Below are 16,528 nucleotides of genomic sequence, written 5' to 3'. Positions count from 1 at the left end.
ACCTGTGACGCCGTGACGTTGAGACGGCGTGACGTTGAGACGGCGTGAGGGCGTGGCGTGCGGGGGTATGCGGTGTGCTGGACGGGTCGGCTCGTCCGATCGCGCCGATGGCGATCCTGCGGGCGCCGGCGCGGCGGCTCGGGCACGTGGCGTCGCGCGCCGAGGTGCCGCCGGCCCGGCCGACGGGCATGCGGTGGAGAGGGCCGTGGCGCGGCGTGCGGCGGCGTGCGGAGGCGTTGTGACGGCGTGAGGGCGTCACGGCGCCGGGTGCGGCGGCGCTGCCGCCTCGGCGCGCCGCCGCCGTCACCGCCCTTACGGCGCGGTCAGTTTGAGGTTGTCCAGGATGGTCTTGGTGAGGTTGCGGTTGTCGTTCTCCTTGATGCGGATCCACACGCCGAAGGTGCCGCGGCTGTCGCGCAGGCCGACCTCGGTGACGGACGGGGTGCCGGCCTGGCACCCGGTGAACCGCGTGATCGTGCCGGTCAGGGCCTTGTCGGGGGAGGTGTAGTGCTCCGTGCCCGCCGGGGTGCAGGCGCGGTGCCTCGTCACGCCGGGCGGAGGCAGCTTGCCCTGCGCGACGTCCTTGGTGAGGCCGATGAACACCCCAGGGGCCGGGCCGTCGCCCTTGAACTGCGTCACGTTCGGGGTGGCGCGCAGCACCGGCCGGGGCTGTGCGTCGTTGAGACCGACGGTCGTCGGCACCCAGGTGGGCTCCTGCCGGTCCAGGGGCCAGGCCTTCGGCACCGCCGCGCGGATCTTGCCGGACGGGTCCGCCACCTGCGTGAAGTCCTGCGGGACGCGCGGCTTGGCGGGCTGCTTCTCCTCGTCGCCGGACAGGACGGTGCCCAGCGTCAGCCCGACGACCAGCGCCACGCACAGCAGCCCCGCACCGATGACCAGAGGCAGCGGCACCTTCCGCGACGGCGATCCGGCCCCGCCGCCCTGCTGCTTCGAGCGCCCCGGCAGCGCGATGTCCTTCAGCCGCGCGAGCAGCCCCTGGCCTGCCCCGCCCGCCTGGCCCTCCTGATTCTGCGGGGCGGGCTGGAAACCGGTGGGCGGCGGCGGTTGCCCTCCCTGGTATTGCGGTGCGCCGTGCGGGGCGGGCGGGAGCACCGCGGTCCTGTCGCCGGGCTGCTGCACCGGCTCCGGGGGCCGGCCGTGCTGGGGTGGGGTGGGAAGCGCCGCCGTAGGGTTGTCGGCCCGCGGGGCGCTGGGGGACGCCGGCCCCGCAGGGCCGGGAGCATTCGGCGGGGTCGCGGGCGGGCCGAACGGAACGGAGCCGCGGCTGCTCGGATGGTCGACGACCGTGACCGCCCCCTGGTCGCCCCCGCCCGGCCAGTCTTGGCGGGTGGAGTCATCGTCCGCCGGTGCGCCCGGCGCGGGCGACTGCGGGTAGAGCGGCGGGGGCGGCGACTGGTGAGGCTGGGGCGGCTGCCCCTGCAGCTGGGGCGACTGCCCGTGGGGACGGGGCGGCTGCGGTTGGGGCGGTGGGGGCTGCAGGTGCTGGGGCTTGTCCCTGACGGTCCTTTCGGCGTCGAACTCGCTCAACGGCTCGTCCACGGCCGTCGATGTCGCTTCCGTAGGAGGCGGCGGAGTGGAAGCGGCGGACGGCTGCGCGGTGGAGGGCGGCGCCGTGCTGGAAGGCGGCGGCGTGGAAGAGGGGGGCGTGGAAGAGGGGGGCGGAGCCGGAGCGGCGCCCCCGCCGTCGGACGCACCGTGCTCCTGCGCGGACGGCGAGCCGGTCGGCCGCAGCGTGGAGAGCGCCTCGGCGAACGCCTCGGCCGTGGGGTAGCGCTTGTCCCGTTCGACCTCGAGCGCGCGCAGGATGACCTCGTCGAACGCGGGCGGCACCCCTTCGCGCAGCTCGCTGGGCCGCTTCTTGACGGGCGGCGGCCCCGGCGGACGCCCGGCGATCATGTGGTAGGTCAGCGCGCCCAGCCCGTACACGTCGGCCCGCACGTCCAGGCCGCCGCCGAAACGCGCCTGCTCGGGCGACATGTACCCCGGGGTGCCCACCGGCAGGGTGAACGCGCCGGAGGCGTGCGCCAGCGCCTTGGCCAGGCCCAGGTCGGCGATCAGCAGCCGCTCCCGCCCGTTGCGGGTGGACTGGAACAGCACATTGGACGGCTTGAGGTCGCGGTGGATCACGCCGAGGGAGTTGATGACCTCGACCCCATACGCGATCTCCTCGGCGTACGCAAGGGCTTCGTTGACCGGAAGTGGCCGGTCGCGCATCCGGTCGGCGAGGGTGCCGCGGTCGGCGTAGGACATCACGAAGTAGGGGCGGCCGTCCGGGAGCTCCCCGATGTCGTGCACGCGGACGAGCCGTTCGGAGTCGGCGCGGCGCAGGATGCGCGCCTCCTCCAGGAAGCGATTGCGCACGTCGAGGTCGTCGATGAGGCTTCCGGACAGCACCTTGATGGCGACCTGGGCGTCCAGTGCCTCGTCGTGCCCCAGCCACACTGAGGCGAACGCCCCGGATCCGAGGACCCGCTCGATTCGGTAACGACCGACAGTTGGTGGGAAGGACACTCCCGTATCATGCCCAACGAACGGGGTGTGTGTGCGAACGAGCTGAGGCGCGGCGATGGCACTGGACGACAGAACCGAGCAGCTGGCCGTCAGGGCCGCCCAGGGCGACCGGGCGGCGCTCGACGACCTGCTGCGCACGATCGAGCCCGACGTGCTGCGGCACTGCTCCCGGTTCCTGCCCTGCCGCCAGGACGCCGAGGAGGCGTGCCAGGACGCGCTGCTGCAGGTCGCCCGCAACATCAACCGCTTCGAAGGCCGCTCCCGGTTCAGCACGTGGCTGCATGTGGTGGTCGCCAACTCGGCGCGTTCCACCTACCGTTCGCTCAAGCGCCGCTCGCTGGAGCAGGCGGGCGAGCTGCCGCAGCAGCGCCCCGACCCGCGCCGCACCAGCGTCATCGCCGGGTCCCGGGTGGACATCCTGGACGCCATGGAGGACCTGGAGGCCCGCAAGCCCGACCTGATCCAGGCGCTGGTGCTGCGGGACGTCTCCCAGCTGGAGTACGCCGAGATCGCCGAGCAGCTCCAGCTTCCGCTCGGCACGGTCAAGTCCCGCATCCACGAGGCCCGCAAGCAGGTCCGCCAGACCCTGGGCGAGTCCTACACCTGACACCCGCGCACCTGACAACCCGCGCACCTGACAACCCGCGCACCTGACACCCGCGTCCGCGCGCCGGGATGCCTACAGGCGGCGGAATCGGCCGGTCAGCTGCCGTCAAGCATCCGTAATGCCTTGGCAAGCGTGCGCCTGGGCGCGCGATGGCGGGCGGGCCCGTCGGCCAGCATCCCGAGCATGTTCGCCCACACTGACCGCCCGATCTTCGTCCTCGGATGCCCGCGGTCGGGGACGACGCTGCTGCAGCTCATGCTGCACTCGCATCACCGGATCGCCGTCCCCGCCGAAACCCGGTTCGTCATCCCGGCCTGGTCGTCCCGGTGCGACTTCGGTGACCTGCGCGATAGCCGCAACTTGCGGGCGCTCGCCGACTGGATCACCACCGGGCGGGGCACCAAGTTCGCCAACCTCGGCCTGGACCCCGAGCGGACCGCCGATGAGATCGCGGCGGGTCCGCCCACGCTGGGTTCGGCGCTGGCCATCGTGTTCCGCGCCTACGCCCGCCGCTTCGACCGGGTGCGCTGGGGCGACAAGCGGCCCAGTTACTTCCGCTACGTCAACGCGCTGCGGCGGATGTACCCCGACGCCCAGTTCATCCATATGATTCGCGACGGCCGCGACTGCGTGGCGTCGCTGAAGGAGATGCCCTGGTACAAGCAGGACATCAACCACGCCATCTGCGTCTGGCGGGAGGCGATCGACCACGGCCGCCGGTACGCCGCCGAGCTCGGCCCCGACGCCTACTACGAGCTGCAGTACGAGCGGCTCGTCGCCGACCCGGCCGACGAGCTGATGCGGCTGTGCGCGTTCCTCGGTGAGGAGTACGACCCCGCCATGACCGAGCCGCACCGGTTGGCGCGGCTGACCGTCCCGCCGCAGAGGAAGTGGCACCGCCGCACCCACTGCGCCGTCGACGGCGGCAGCGTGGGCTCCTGGACGCGGCGGCTGGAGCCGTGGGAAGTCGGCCTGGCCGAGGCGGCCTTCGGGGACCGGCTGGCCGAGTACGGCTACGAGCCGAGCGGCGCGCCCCGCCCCACCCGCGGGCAACTGGCCAGGCTGGCCAAGGTCAGCGCCCACCGCCGCATGTCGCAGAGCAAGCAGCGGCTGCGGGAGCGGTGGCGCACGCGCAACGAGCCCAACCCGGTCGAGTCGCTGCTCTTCACCGAGCGGACCGGACCCGCCCCGCTCATCGTCGAGCCCGCCTCGCCACCGCGCTCGGTGCCCGGGCAGTCCCCCGTCCCGGCCGCCGAGCACCGCGCCGAACCGGCCCGCACCGGCCGCCCGGGCAGCTGACCGCCGGCCGCCGCATCCGGCGTCGTGCCGGGCGGGTCAGTCGAGGGCGGCCAGTTGGTCGGCGAACCAGCGCTGCGGCGGCAGCGCGGTGGCCGCGGCGGCCAGCCGGGTGCAGCGTTCGGCGCGGCGATCGGGCGGCATCAGCAGCGCCTGGTGCAGCGCCTCGGCGGTCTGCGACACGTCGTAGGGGTTGACCGTCAGCGCGTCGCCCGCCAGCTCGGCCGCCGCGCCCGCCTCGCGCGACAGCACCAGCGCGCAGCCGTCTTCCGACACCACCGGGCCCTCCTTGGCGACCAGGTTCATGCCGTCGCGGATCGGGTTGACCACCAGCACGTCGGCCACCCGGTAGGCGGCGAGCGAGCGCGGGTAGTCGTCGTCGACCCGCAAGATCAGCGGGTCCCAGGACGCGGTGCCGTACTCGTCGCGGATCTGCGCGGCCAGCCGCTGCACCGCCGCGGTGTACTCGCGGTACTCGGGCAGGTCGTACCGGGACGGGTAGGCGAACGCCAGGTGCACCACGCGGCCGTGCCACTCGGGATGGTTGGCCAGCATCTCGCGGTAGGCGGCCAGGCCGCGCACGATGTTCTTGGACAGCTCGGTGCGGTCGATCCGCACGATGAGCTTGCGGTCGCCGACCTGCGCGCGCAGCGCCCGGCGGCGTTCGGCGACGTCCGGTTCGGCGGCCCGCGCCCGCAGCCGCTCCCCGTCGACGCCGAGCGGGTGCACGCCGACGCGGGTGACGTGGCCGCCGCGGGTCACCGTCCGGGCCGCGCGGTCGACCCTGGCGCCCGGCAGCAGCTGCTCGCAGCAGTCCAGAAACGCCGCGGCCCACCGTTCGGCGAGGAAGCCGGCGTGGTCGGCGCCGAGTATGCCGTCCAGCACCGCCGCGCCGACGTCGTCGGGCAGCAGCCGGTAGTACTCGGGGGGCGCCCACGGCGTGTGCGAGAAGTGCACGATCCTCAGGTCGGGGCGGCGGTCGCGCAGCATCCGCGGCGCCAGCGACAGGTGGTAGTCCTGCACCGCGGCCTTGGCGCCCGGGGCGGCGTCGCGGGCCAGGGCGTCGGCGAACGCCGCGTTGTACGCCTCGTACGACTGCCAGTCGCGGCGTGCGTGCGCGTCGAAGTGCGGAAGGCGGGGCGTGTCGTAGAGCAGGTGGTGGACGAACCACAGCGTGGAGTTGGCCACGGCGTTGTAGGCGCGGTGGAACGTGGCGGCCGGTATGTCGAGCATGCGCACGGCGGCCCCGCCCGTGTCGTGCCCGTCCAGGTCCAGCCTTCCCCCGGGGGCGCGGCGCGCGGCCGAGCGGTCGGCCTCCCCGAGGGCCGCGCACACCCACAGCACGTCTGGTTGTGAGGGATCGCCGTCCTGGGCGCGGGCGGCCCCCGTCACCGCGGCCAGTCCCGACACCAGGCCGCCCCCGCCGCGTCGCGCGGTCAGGGTGCCGTCGTCGGCGAGCGAGAACGACACCGGGCCGCGGTTGGACGCCACCAGCACTTGGCTCATAGGGGCAGCGTCTCAGTTCGTGAGCGCGCGCTCCAAAGGGACCCGCGGGAAGGCGTTTTCGTCCTTTTTTCGGGCCGCATCCAGACGGTGCAATGCCCTGTGCACAAGCCTTTGCGGTATGCCCCACCCTGCGGAACGCCCCGAGGGAGCCCCCGTCCCGGCGTAGGATCCGGCCCGGAGCGAACGCACGTCGAGGCCGGGACGCGCGTGGGCAACCCTGACCTGTCCGGCCGCAAGGGGTGACGCGGCGAGACGCTGGGTAATGTCTCACATCGCGAGACCCACCTGTCCGACAACCGGTCAGATCATGTAAAGTCGCACATACGACGTGATACCGCTCATGCGGAACGTTCGGTGATCGAGCGTTCCTTCCGTGCGGGTGCACGCGATGCCCGGTCGCCCCGGCGGCCCGCAGGACAACTGAAGAACGCTCATCCAGAGGGGTGGAGGGACCGGCCCTGTGAAGCCCCGGCAACCACCTGGTTCGTCCGCGCTCGCGACCCCGCGAGGCCGGCCAGGAAATGGTGCCAACTCCGGCCTGCGACCAAGGTGGCGCAGGAAAGATGGGGAGAAAGGCCTCGCTACATGGCTGTCACGCCTGCCGTCGATCTGGGACCCGCGACCGCCCTCACCTGCCGTGAATGCGGACACACCCGCGAACTCGGCCCGTACTACGCGTGCGAGGAGTGTTTCGGCCCGCTGGAGATCTCCTACGACTTCGCCGGCGTTTCCCGCGCCGACATCGAGGCCGGGCCGCGCAACATCTGGCGCTACCGGCGGCTGCTGCCGGTGCCGGGCAACGTCGCCGACACCCCCAACACCGAGCCCGGCCTGACCCGCCTGGTCCGCGCCGACCAGCTCGCCGAGACGCTGGGCCTGCGCCGCCTGTGGGTCAAGGACGACAGCGGCAACCCCACGCACTCGTTCAAGGACCGCGTGGTCGCGGTGGCCCTGGCCGCCGCCCGCGAGCTCGGCTTCAAGGTGCTGGCCTGCCCGTCCACCGGCAACCTGGCCAACGCGGTCGCCGCCGCCGCGGCCCGGGCGGGCATCCGCAGCGCGGTGTTCGTCCCGTCCGACCTGGAACGGCAGAAGATCCTCACCACCGCGGTGTACGGCGGCACGTTCGTCACCGTCGACGGCAACTACGACGACGTCAACCGGCTGGCCTCCGAGATCGCCGGCGAGCAGGACGACTGGGCCTTCGTCAACGTCAACGTCCGCCCCTACTACGCCGAGGGCTCCAAGACCCTCGGCTACGAGATCGCCGAGCAGCTCGGCTGGCGGCTGCCCGACCAGATCGTGGTCCCGGTCGCCTCCGGCTCCCAGCTCACCAAGATCGACAAGGCGTTCCAGGAGCTCATCAAGCTCGGCCTGGTCGAGGACAAGCCGTACCGGGTGTTCGGCGCCCAGGCCGCCGGGTGCGCACCGGTGGCGGCCGCGTTCAAGCAGGGCCACGACGTCGTCCGGCCGGTCAAGCCCGACACCATCGCCAAGTCGCTGGCCATCGGCAACCCCGCCGACGGCCCGTACGTGCTGGACGTGGCGCGCCGCACCGGCGGCGCGGTCGAGGACGTCACCGACGAGCAGGTCGTCGAGGGCATCCGGCTGCTGGCCCGCACCGAGGGCATCTTCGGCGAGACCGCGGGCGGCGTCACCGTCGCCACCCTGCGCAAGCTGGCCGAGTCCGGCGTCCTGGACCCCGACGCGGAAACCGTGATCATCAACTCCGGGGACGGGCTGAAGACCCTGGACGCCGTCGCCCCCGTCGTCGCGCCGACCGCGAACATCGCCCCCTCCCTGGAGGCGTTCCGCGCCGCGGGCCTGGCCTGACCGGACGCCCCGCCGCGGCCGCGCGTCCCCCCGGCGGCCGCCCATCCCGTCGTACGAGCATTTTCGAGGAGCCAGCATGAGCACCGTGTCCGTTCGGATCCCGACGATCCTGCGGAGCTACACCGGCGGCGAGGCGGAGGTCAAGGCCGAGGGCGCCACGCTGCGTGCGGTCGTGGCCGACCTGGAGGCCAACTACTCCGGCATCTCCGCCCGCATCCTGGACGACAACGGCAAGATCCGCCGCTTCGTCAACGTGTACGTGGGCGACGAGGACGTCCGGTTCGCCGAGGGCCTGGACACCCCGACCCCCGAGGGCGCGCAGATCTCCATCATCCCGGCCGTCGCCGGCGGCTGACGGCACCGACGACGACCCGCGCCCGGCGTCCCACGGGCGCGGGTCGCTTTTTGCCGCACGCGGGACAAGGCGCGAAAAACGGCTTCTTTCCCGTTGTCATCGGGTATTGGCCTTTCATGGGCATAGCGCAGGATGTCGCGGGGACGGTGGAAAACCACCCCATGGTCGGGCAGGTGACCCTGGTCGGCTCCCGGGCGCGCGGAAACGCCACCGAGTTGTCGGACTGGGACTTCCACGTCACCGTCGACGACTTCGCCGAGGTCGCCGCCGCCCTGCCGGGCATGGTCGCCCCCTACGGGCCGCTGGCCGCCCAATGGGATCCGCTCGGCGACTGCGCGAGTTATCTGCTGATCTTCCCCGGCCCCGTCAAGGTCGACCTGCTCTTCCCGGAGATGCCGCGCAGTTGGAACCCGCCGTGGCGGGTCGGCCCGGACACCCTTCCCGCGATCGACGCGCACTTCTGGGACTGGGCGCTGTCGCTGGCCGGCAAGCGCCGCCACGGGATGTCCGACCGCGTCCGCGGCGAACTGCTGAAGATGACGCGATTCCTGCTGGGCCCGCTTGGAGTGCAGACCGTACCGCAGTCCCTGGAGGAGGCCGCGGCCCGTTTCGTGCGCGCCCGCGACCGCCTGGAGACGCGGTATGGGCTGCGCATCTCCCGGCGCCTGGAGGAAGAGGTCCTGCCGCTGCTGCGCGCTCCCGAGGCTGGCCATCGCCACCCGTCCGGCCTTTCCTCCTGACAGCCGCGTCATCGACGAGGGCGGGTCGGCCCTGCTGCCCGCGGCGCGGGTGCGGCGTCTGTCCGCCCGCGCGGCCCCCGCTCCGCGTTGCGCGAACGGCCAGCAACGGGTGGCCGACGGCCCCCTCCGCGCCTCCGACCCGACCTCCGACACCGGATATTTTTGCAGGTCAGAGGATGTATGGGCAGGTGAGCGGGGGATAGCCGGGGGAAGGTCGGCCGCTTGCACTCGGACAGGTAGAGTGCTAAACACAACATTGGCACTCTGCTGTGGAGAGTGACAATCCCACAGTGTGGGTCGGGGCGATGAGGCCATGCCTCCGGCGGCGGAATGGCAGCCGTCGGGCAGGTCGTCCGTCGCGGGCATCGGCTCGATCCGTAAGGCCACCCTGTTCCGGGAGGACTGGAGCCTATGGCTGCAAAGATGATCTCGTTCGACGAGGATGCCCGGCGCGGCCTCGAGCGCGGTATGAACCAGCTCGCGGACGCCGTCAAGGTCACCCTTGGCCCCAAGGGCCGCAACGTCGTGCTGGAGAAGAAGTGGGGCGCCCCCACGATCACCAACGACGGCGTCTCGATCGCCAAGGAGATCGAGCTGGAGGACCCCTGGGAGAAGATCGGCGCCGAGCTGGTCAAGGAGGTCGCCAAGAAGACCGACGACGTCGCCGGCGACGGCACCACCACCGCCACCGTGCTCGCCCAGGCGCTGGTGCGCGAGGGCCTGCGCAACGTCGCGGCCGGTGCCAACCCGATGTCGCTCAAGCGCGGTATCGAGGCCGCGGTCGAGCGGGTCAGCGAGGAGCTGTCCAAGCTGGCCAAGGACATCGAGACCAAGGAGCAGATCGCCTCCACCGCCTCCATCTCCGCGGGTGACACCCAGATCGGCGAGATGATCGCCGAGGCGATGGACAAGGTCGGCAAGGAAGGCGTCATCACCGTCGAGGAGAGCCAGACCTTCGGCCTGGAGCTGGAGCTCACCGAGGGTATGCGCTTCGACAAGGGCTACATCTCGCACTACTTCGTGACCGACCCCGAGCGGATGGAAGCGGTCCTGGAGGACCCCTACATCCTGATCGTCCAGGGGAAGGTGTCGGCCAACAAGGACCTGCTGCCGGTCCTGGAGGCCGTCATGCAGGCCGGCAAGCCGCTGCTGCTGATCGCCGAGGACGTCGAGGGCGAGGCCCTGGCCACCCTGATCGTCAACAAGATCCGCGGCATCTTCAAGTCGGTGGCGGTCAAGGCCCCCGGCTTCGGCGACCGCCGCAAGGCCATGCTCGGCGACATCGCCACCCTGACCGGCGGCCAGGTCATCAGCGAGGACGTCGGCCTGAAGCTGGAGAACACCACCATCGACATGCTGGGCCGCGCCCGCAAGGTCGTCGTCTCCAAGGAGGAGACCACGATCGTCGACGGTGCCGGTGACGCCAACGAGATCGCGGGCCGGGTCAACCAGATCCGCGTCGAGATCGACAACACCGACTCCGACTACGACCGCGAGAAGCTGCAGGAGCGGCTGGCCAAGCTGTCCGGCGGCGTGGCGGTCATCAAGGCCGGTGCGGCCACCGAGGTCGAGCTGAAGGAGCGCAAGCACCGCATCGAGGACGCCGTCCGCAACGCCAAGGCGGCCGTCGAGGAGGGCATCGTCCCCGGCGGTGGCGTGGCGCTGCTGCAGGCCGGCGCCAAGGCGTTCGACAAGCTGGAGCTGAACGGCGACGAGGCCACCGGCGCCAACATCGTCAAGCGCGCGCTGGAGGAGCCGCTCAAGCAGATCGCGGTCAACGCCGGCCTCGAGGGCGGCGTCGTGGTCGAGAAGGTCCGCTCGATCGAGCCGGGCCAGGGCCTCAACGCCGCGACCGGCGACTACGTCAACATGTTCGAGGCGGGCATCATCGACCCGGCCAAGGTGACCCGGTCGGCGCTGCAGAACGCCTCGTCCATCGCGGCGCTGTTCCTGACCACCGAGGCCGTCATCGCCGAGAAGCCGGAGAAGGAGAAGGCCCCGGCGGGCATGCCCGACGGCGGCGGCATGGACTTCTGAGTCCGGTCCGCACGACTCGGCAGAGGGGCGGTTCCCCGCGGGGCCGCCCCTCTTCGCGTGCCGGGGCGCTCGGTACGGCCCGACTAGAGTTTCAGCGGGAGGTGGGACGGTGGCGGACGCCGAGCACGTGAACATCTGGATGCTGCCCGAACGCCCGCCCCGTGGGCCGCGGCCCGCCTACAGCAGGGCGCAGATCACCGAGGCGGCCGTGCGGATCGCCGACGCCGAGGGCCTGGACGCGGCCTCCATGCGCCGGATCGCCGCCGAGATCGGCACGGGCGCCATGTCGCTGTACCGGTACGTCCCGAGCCGCTCCGACCTGATCGAGCTGATGGTCGACCACGTCCTCGGCGAGATGGACCTGCCGGAACGCCCCTCCGGCGACTGGCGCGCCGACGCCGCCATGCTGGCCGGGCGGCAGCGGGCCATGCTGCTGCGCCATCCCTGGATGCTCGGACTGCGGCGCCGCCCCGGGTTCGGCCCCAACCAGCTGCGCCTGCTCGAGTTCGGTTGCCGGGCGTTTGACTTCGGCCAGCCCATCGACGACATCCTCACCGCGTACTCGATGCTCAGCAGCTACGTCGAGCAGGCCGTCGCGGACCAGCTGACCGGGATCGAGGAGCACAACCGTACCGGCCTGAGCCGCGAGGACGTGATGGCGTGCAACTCCGCGTACGTCAACCACATCCTGACCAGCGGCGAATACCCGATGTTCACCCGCATCATCCGCGACGCGGTCCAACCGCACATGAACGACGACCAGCGCTTCCACTACGGCCTCGACCGCGTCATGACGTGCATAGCCGCGATCATCCCCTCCGACGGCCGCCCGCCGACTGACGACACCACCAAACCCCCCGCCAACATCCCAGGGAAGAACAACCCCCTCTAGACACAAGCCCCTGTCAACCCCGCCGGGGCCGCCCAGGGTGTGTCCGGTGGATCATGATGGGCCCGCAGCAGTGCGGTGACCAGGGCGACCCCGACCGCGTTGCCCCGTCGGCAGGGCGGCCGCCGCACCGGTCCGGTCGCACATGACGGCGGCGAAGCCGCAGACTCGCAAGCATGCAGCGGACGACCCGGCCCCCACCCGCACTCAAGAACCGGATGCCAAGATTCACCGGACATGGCCTAGGCCTTGTTGCAGAGTTGGCCAGAGCCATTCGTTGATGGCGGCGATGTGGATGGTGGCCTGGTAGCGGACGGCGAGCTCGTCGAACCCGGGTGGTCGGCGATCGCGTTCCCCAGGTCACCGCACTGCCGTCCGGGACGTCGACCGGAGACGGGCGGTGGGGCCGACTCGGGCGGGGGAGTGCGCATGCTCAGCGGGCATTGGCACGGTCGGGGGCGTCGGCGCGTTGTCAGGATGAGGTACCGACGCGTTGACGCGGTCGACCGGACGCCTTCGGGAGGTGGGAATGACGGACGCGTTCGGCACGATGCGCCACGTGCACGCTCTCTTCGGTGCGACCATCCTGCGCGTCGAGCAGCCCCGGCGGCTGCCCGCCGCCAAATCCCAGTACAAGATCTTCGACGGGCCTGGGACGCTGGTCGCCGAGGCGACGGAGGAGAACGTCCCCATCCGCCGCCAGGCGTCCCGCGTGCTGTGGGGCGGCTCGGAGGCGTCCGCCCGCACCGTGCGGGTGTCCGACCCGCAGGGCGTGCCGCTCATGGTCGTCGACAAGCCCGGGCGTTCGCTGAACGCCGCCGTGTACGACCCCGACGGCGCACTCGTCGGCGCGTTCCAACAGGAGGACCACACCTTCCGCTACGGCCTGCACGACGCCGCCGGACGGCGCGTCGGTGAGCTCAAGGGCAACCGGCTCGGCCGCAAGTTCTCGGTGCTCGACGCCTACGGCGCGCACGTCGCCCAGGTCGACAAGAAGTGGGCGGGCGTCGGCAAGGAGCTCCTGACCACCGCCGACCGCTACAACGTGGAGATCTACCGGCCGCTTCCCTACCCGCTGCGCCACCTCGTCGTGGCGGCCGCCCTCGCGATGGACATGATCCATTACGAGGAGAAGGACTACTTCAACTGACCGTGCCAGGGGCTGAGCCGCCGCGCCGGCGTCGTAACACGGCTCGCCCCTCAGCGGGGGTTCCCCTTGCCGTCCCGCCTTGGCAGGATCACCCAAGCACCGTCACGCACCGAACCCGGCGCCGGACCCCCGTCGTACCGCAGTGCGAATCGCGTCGGCGGCGGACGGAGACGGTCAACGCAGACCGCGTACGCGAACGAGGCCAGGAGGACACGTGAGCGATTTCTTCGGCGCTTCGGTGCTCAGAGTCGAACAGCCCCGCCGAGGCCCGTTCGCCAGATCCAAGTACAAGGTCATGGACGGTGACGGCACCGTGCTGGCCCTCGCCGACGAGACCGGCGCACGCGGCCGCGCCGAGAAGCTCCGCACGGTGTTCCCCGGCAAGTCCGAACTGGACGCGCGGGCGGTGCTGCTCAGCACGCCGGACGGCGAGCCGCTGCTGGTCGTCGACAAGGAGCGCGGCCGGATGCTCACCACGGTGCGGCGCCCGGACGGCGAGCTGGTCGGCACGATCCGCACCGTGCGCGTCGGCCGCGTCTACCGGCTGCACGACGCAGCCGAGGAGCGCATCGGCGAGATCGCGGTGGACGTGGCGCGCAGCAACTTCGTGGTGAGTGACACCGAGGGCAACCGGGTCGCACACGTCCGCAAGAGATGGGCCGGCCTGGCGACGCACCTGCTGACGACGGCCGACAAGTATGACGTGGAGATCCACGACCCTGTGCCGGAGCCGCTGCGGACGCTGGCGGCGACCACGGCGATCGCCATGGACATGACGCTCCACGAGTCCAAGGACATCACCTGAGCCGCGCCGCCCGGCGCGGTGCGGGAGGCGCGTGAGGACGGCGGGGTCATCCCCCCGCCATCGGCAGGCTCCCGCCCGACTCGGCCACCCGCCACGCCGCATGCCGGTGCACGCGCGCGTTATGCCGTTCGAACGTGCGAAGGCAGCCGCTTGGAGAGCGAACCCGCGTTCGACGCCACCCGCCCTGCGGCCATGCGCGGTGACGCTCTCCAACCAGTGCGCCGAGTTCCCGTCCGCCATGGCGTGCGGACAACGCCCTCGTTCGTCAAAGCGGAATGCCGGGTGCTCGATGCTCGATCACCTGGGGCACCGCGCCTCACCGGGCCGGTCGGGCTGCCCGGGGTGACTACCCGGACATGTCCTGGCAAACGGAGGTTTGAGCCCGTGGTGCGGCGCGGTAACTAACGGTCGTGCAGGCCATGTCCGAACGTTCGTCCGGTTGGTGGGTTTCACCGGCCATTCCGACGATCGCCAACTGTGTGCTGGCCGCACTCTGGGTGTTCTCCTCGGCCGGAGGGTGGGCCGTGTCGGCGTTCTGCGGAGAGGCCGGCGAGCGCGACGACACATGCGCGGCCGATGTGGCCATGGCCGAGGTGGCGTCCGTACCGCCGGCGGTCGTCGCGGCCTTCATCGCGGTCGTCGCCTGGGCGGTGCCGGCGGTTCGCCGCAGGTACGCCCGACTTGACGGGCTGCTCACCGTCGCCGCCCTCGTCTGGGTGGCGGCCGAGGGCGTTCTGTTCGTCGGCGGTTACGTCGCCAAGTCATGACCCCCTGACCTGCGAACCTTCTACCAGTACGAGCTGCCGCGTGCGTTGAGCAGCCCCGCATGGTGTCTCCAGCAAGCCCGAGAGGCCAGGCGGCGTTGCATGTCACAACACCGCTTCACCGATGCCGTGTCCGTCCAGGTCGCCGATGGTTGCAATTGCCCTCGTCGTGGTGGGCGGCTGGCTGGTGCCGGGGGGCGCTGCGGGGGTGTCTGGCTTGGTGGGTGCTTGCTGTGGTGGCGCGCATGTGGGTTGTGGCGGAGGGGGCCGTTCATCGGGGGTGCATGGTCGGATCCGTGGGCTCTTGGTTTGGGAATCTTCGCCGGTACGAGGCATCGTGTGCGTTGGGCGGCTTGCATGGTGCTTTCCGGCACGTTCGAGAGGCTGGAGGCGGTTTGCCGCCGGCCGCCGCGTGTCGCGGGGCCGTCGTGTCGGTGTCGTGTCCGTTCAGGCCGTTGGCGGTTGAACCGTGTTTGTCGTGGTGGGCGGCTGGCTGGTGCCGGGGGGCGCTGCGGGGGTGTCTGGCTTGGTGGGTGCTTGCTGTGGTGGCGTGGGTTGTGGCGGAGGGTGCCGTTCATCGACGGGTATCTGGTTGGACTCGTGGGCTTCTGGTTTGAGGGTCTTTTGCCGGTACGAGGCGTTGTGTGTGTTGGGTGGCTTGCATGGTGTTTCGGCACGTTCGAGAGGTCGGGTGTGTATCGCGGGGCCGCCGTGCCTGTGTCGTGTCCGTTCAGGCCGTTGGCGGTTGAATCGTGTTCGTCGTGGTCAGCGGCTGGCTGGTGCCGGAGGTCCGCCACAGGTGTGTCCGGCTTGATGGGCTGCTCGCTGTCGCCGCCTTCAGTTGGGGCGTGGCCGAGGGCGTTCGCCTGGTCGGGTGGGTATGCGGCCTACCGTGAGCACTCTGGTGCGTGTTCGTCTACCGCTACAGCTGACCACGTGCGTTGAGAGCTCCACGTGGTGTTCTCCGGCGAGTCCGGACTGGGAGACCGGGGGCCGTCATGTGTCGTCGCGTCGATGCCGTCTTCGTCGGCGGGTACCTGTCGGAGCCGTGAGCGTCTCGTCTGCGGGTCTTCTACCGGTGTGAATTGGCCGGAAGCCTTGAGCGGCTACGCATGGCCTTGCCTGGCGAGTCCGGACTGGGAGACCGGGAGATGCGGCTTGCCACGGTGCTGTGGTGCCGGTGGTGTGTCCGTTCCTGTTGTGGCCGCCTTCGTCGCGATGCGGTTTGGGTGGTGTCGGCGGTTTGCCGCAGGTGCGAGCGCCGTGAGGGGTGCTCGCCGGCGCGGCTCTCGTCTGAGCGTGGCCGGGGTGTTCTGCGCGTCGGGGCGTACGTGGCCAAACTGTGACCATCCCGATCTGGGGGCATCCGCACTGGTAGGAGGGTTGAACGCGCGACACACGCAGGGCATGTGCGCCGACCGGTTTGACGAAGGCCTCTCGGGGGCATACTGTTCTCTTCGCCCCGCAGGGAAACGAACGCCAAAGGCGGTCGGCCTGGGGGTAACCACCACCGTACTCCGCAGCGGACCGGCGCTGCCGTCTCCGTCGTGGGTGCACGTGTGGCGGCATCGGAAACAGCTCGATTTTGACAATCGGGCCGGATCTGATGAAATAGCACGGCCGTCCGGAAGGCGCCGCGAAAGCAGCGTCGGAAGGGCGGATACCGGAAAAGACCGGGAAATTGACAGCCCGATCGGATCTGGTAGATTAAAAGAGTCGCCCCGGGGCGGGGAACGCGAAAGCGGGAACCGCGCGGTGGGTGTCCGTTTCTTGAGAACTCAACAGCGTGCTAAAAGCCAGTGCCTTTGATGGGTCAGGCGTCGAGTCTGGCCGCCCCTGTTAGCCCTGGGACTGTTGGTTTCGGGGTGGGGTTTCTTTGAGGCAGGCAGCCCCTTCTGGGGCTGTCGTGCTGGGATTTCTCTTGAGGTTTGGCCTGCCACGGTGTGGTGGGTGTTTGGACCTTGATGGAGAGTTTGATCCTGGCTCAGGACGAACGCTGGCGGCGTGCTTAACACAT

The 16,528-nt window shown here is 70.9% G+C and carries 13 protein-coding genes and 1 riboswitch; of the genes, 11 read left to right on the top strand and 2 right to left on the bottom strand.

Features of this window, described 5'->3' with window-relative positions; genetic code table 11:
- Positions 1 to 107: 107 nt before the first annotated feature.
- Positions 108 to 242 carry a hypothetical protein gene (locus QSK22_RS11435; RefSeq protein WP_285494064.1) on the top strand — a complete coding sequence of 45 codons (135 nt, stop codon included), beginning with the start codon at positions 108 to 110 and terminating at the stop codon, positions 240 to 242.
- Between the two features lie 70 nt (positions 243 to 312).
- Here QSK22_RS11435 and QSK22_RS11430 read toward each other — a convergent pair whose 3' ends face one another.
- The gene (locus tag QSK22_RS11430; RefSeq protein ID WP_285494063.1) at positions 313 to 2,532 is read right to left on the bottom strand and encodes a serine/threonine-protein kinase; all 2,220 of its coding nucleotides are present in this window, start codon (positions 2,530 to 2,532) and stop codon (positions 313 to 315) included.
- A gap of 55 nt (positions 2,533 to 2,587) precedes the next feature.
- Between QSK22_RS11430 and QSK22_RS11425 the strand changes: the two genes are divergently transcribed.
- Together QSK22_RS11425 and QSK22_RS11420 are read left to right on the top strand one after the other, a co-directional pair.
- Positions 2,588 to 3,139 carry an RNA polymerase sigma factor gene (locus QSK22_RS11425; protein ID WP_285494062.1) on the top strand — a complete coding sequence of 184 codons (552 nt, stop codon included), beginning with the start codon at positions 2,588 to 2,590 and terminating at the stop codon, positions 3,137 to 3,139.
- 183 nt (positions 3,140 to 3,322) lie between these two features.
- A complete protein-coding gene (locus QSK22_RS11420) occupies positions 3,323 to 4,438 on the top strand; it encodes a sulfotransferase family protein (protein WP_285494061.1) in 1,116 nt (371 codons plus the stop codon).
- A gap of 36 nt (positions 4,439 to 4,474) precedes the next feature.
- Here the strand turns inward: QSK22_RS11420 and QSK22_RS11415 are convergent, their stop codons facing one another.
- On the bottom strand, positions 4,475 to 5,941 hold the full coding sequence (locus tag QSK22_RS11415) for an alpha,alpha-trehalose-phosphate synthase (UDP-forming) (RefSeq protein WP_285494060.1): 1,467 nt from the start codon (positions 5,939 to 5,941) through the stop codon (positions 4,475 to 4,477).
- A 428-nt stretch (positions 5,942 to 6,369) separates the two neighbouring features.
- Positions 6,370 to 6,511, top strand: a riboswitch (SAM riboswitch).
- 15 nt (positions 6,512 to 6,526) lie between these two features.
- Here QSK22_RS11415 and thrC point away from each other — a divergent pair.
- From thrC to QSK22_RS11375, 8 genes are all read left to right on the top strand, one after another.
- Positions 6,527 to 7,771 carry a threonine synthase gene (gene thrC / locus QSK22_RS11410; RefSeq protein WP_285494059.1) on the top strand — a complete coding sequence of 415 codons (1,245 nt, stop codon included), beginning with the start codon at positions 6,527 to 6,529 and terminating at the stop codon, positions 7,769 to 7,771.
- A gap of 76 nt (positions 7,772 to 7,847) precedes the next feature.
- Positions 7,848 to 8,126 (top strand): MoaD/ThiS family protein, encoded by a 279-nt coding sequence (locus QSK22_RS11405; protein WP_285494058.1) that lies wholly within the window; start codon positions 7,848 to 7,850, stop codon positions 8,124 to 8,126.
- A gap of 161 nt (positions 8,127 to 8,287) precedes the next feature.
- On the top strand, positions 8,288 to 8,866 hold the full coding sequence (locus tag QSK22_RS11400; protein WP_285494057.1) for a nucleotidyltransferase domain-containing protein: 579 nt from the start codon (positions 8,288 to 8,290) through the stop codon (positions 8,864 to 8,866).
- A gap of 411 nt (positions 8,867 to 9,277) precedes the next feature.
- On the top strand, positions 9,278 to 10,903 hold the full coding sequence (gene groL / locus QSK22_RS11395) for a chaperonin GroEL (protein WP_285494056.1): 1,626 nt from the start codon (positions 9,278 to 9,280) through the stop codon (positions 10,901 to 10,903).
- A gap of 109 nt (positions 10,904 to 11,012) precedes the next feature.
- Positions 11,013 to 11,795, top strand: a complete 783-nt coding sequence (locus QSK22_RS11390; RefSeq protein ID WP_285494055.1) for a TetR/AcrR family transcriptional regulator — start codon at positions 11,013 to 11,015, stop codon at positions 11,793 to 11,795.
- Between the two features lie 526 nt (positions 11,796 to 12,321).
- Positions 12,322 to 12,942 (top strand): phospholipid scramblase-related protein, encoded by a 621-nt coding sequence (locus tag QSK22_RS11385; RefSeq protein ID WP_285494054.1) that lies wholly within the window; start codon positions 12,322 to 12,324, stop codon positions 12,940 to 12,942.
- Positions 12,943 to 13,156: 214 nt separating this feature from the next.
- The gene (locus QSK22_RS11380; protein WP_285494053.1) at positions 13,157 to 13,747 is read left to right on the top strand and encodes a phospholipid scramblase-related protein; all 591 of its coding nucleotides are present in this window, start codon (positions 13,157 to 13,159) and stop codon (positions 13,745 to 13,747) included.
- A gap of 479 nt (positions 13,748 to 14,226) precedes the next feature.
- Entirely contained in the window at positions 14,227 to 14,514 is a 288-nt protein-coding gene (locus tag QSK22_RS11375) for a hypothetical protein (protein ID WP_285494052.1), read from the top strand.
- Positions 14,515 to 16,528: the final 2,014 nt, after the last annotated feature.

This window comes from Actinomadura sp. NBRC 104425 (assembly GCF_030269545.1).
GTDB classification, from domain to species: Bacteria; Actinomycetota; Actinomycetes; order Streptosporangiales; family Streptosporangiaceae; genus Spirillospora; species Spirillospora keratinilytica.
This window is presented reverse-complemented; position numbering and strand designations above follow the sequence as displayed.

Bases quoted from the DNA above. Each gene is read 5' to 3' on its own strand.
- QSK22_RS11425 (WP_285494062.1), top strand. From the start codon at position 2,588: ATGGCACTGGACGACAGAACCGAGCAGCTGGCCGTCAGGGCCGCCCAG.
- QSK22_RS11435 (WP_285494064.1), top strand. From the start codon at position 108: ATGGCGATCCTGCGGGCGCCGGCGCGGCGGCTCGGGCACGTGGCGTCG.
- QSK22_RS11405 (WP_285494058.1), top strand. From the start codon at position 7,848: ATGAGCACCGTGTCCGTTCGGATCCCGACGATCCTGCGGAGCTACACC.
- thrC (WP_285494059.1), top strand. From the start codon at position 6,527: ATGGCTGTCACGCCTGCCGTCGATCTGGGACCCGCGACCGCCCTCACC.
- groL (WP_285494056.1), top strand. From the start codon at position 9,278: ATGGCTGCAAAGATGATCTCGTTCGACGAGGATGCCCGGCGCGGCCTC.
- QSK22_RS11420 (WP_285494061.1), top strand. From the start codon at position 3,323: ATGTTCGCCCACACTGACCGCCCGATCTTCGTCCTCGGATGCCCGCGG.
- QSK22_RS11385 (WP_285494054.1), top strand. From the start codon at position 12,322: ATGACGGACGCGTTCGGCACGATGCGCCACGTGCACGCTCTCTTCGGT.
- QSK22_RS11400 (WP_285494057.1), top strand. From the start codon at position 8,288: ATGGTCGGGCAGGTGACCCTGGTCGGCTCCCGGGCGCGCGGAAACGCC.
- QSK22_RS11415 (WP_285494060.1), bottom strand. From the start codon at position 5,941: ATGAGCCAAGTGCTGGTGGCGTCCAACCGCGGCCCGGTGTCGTTCTCG.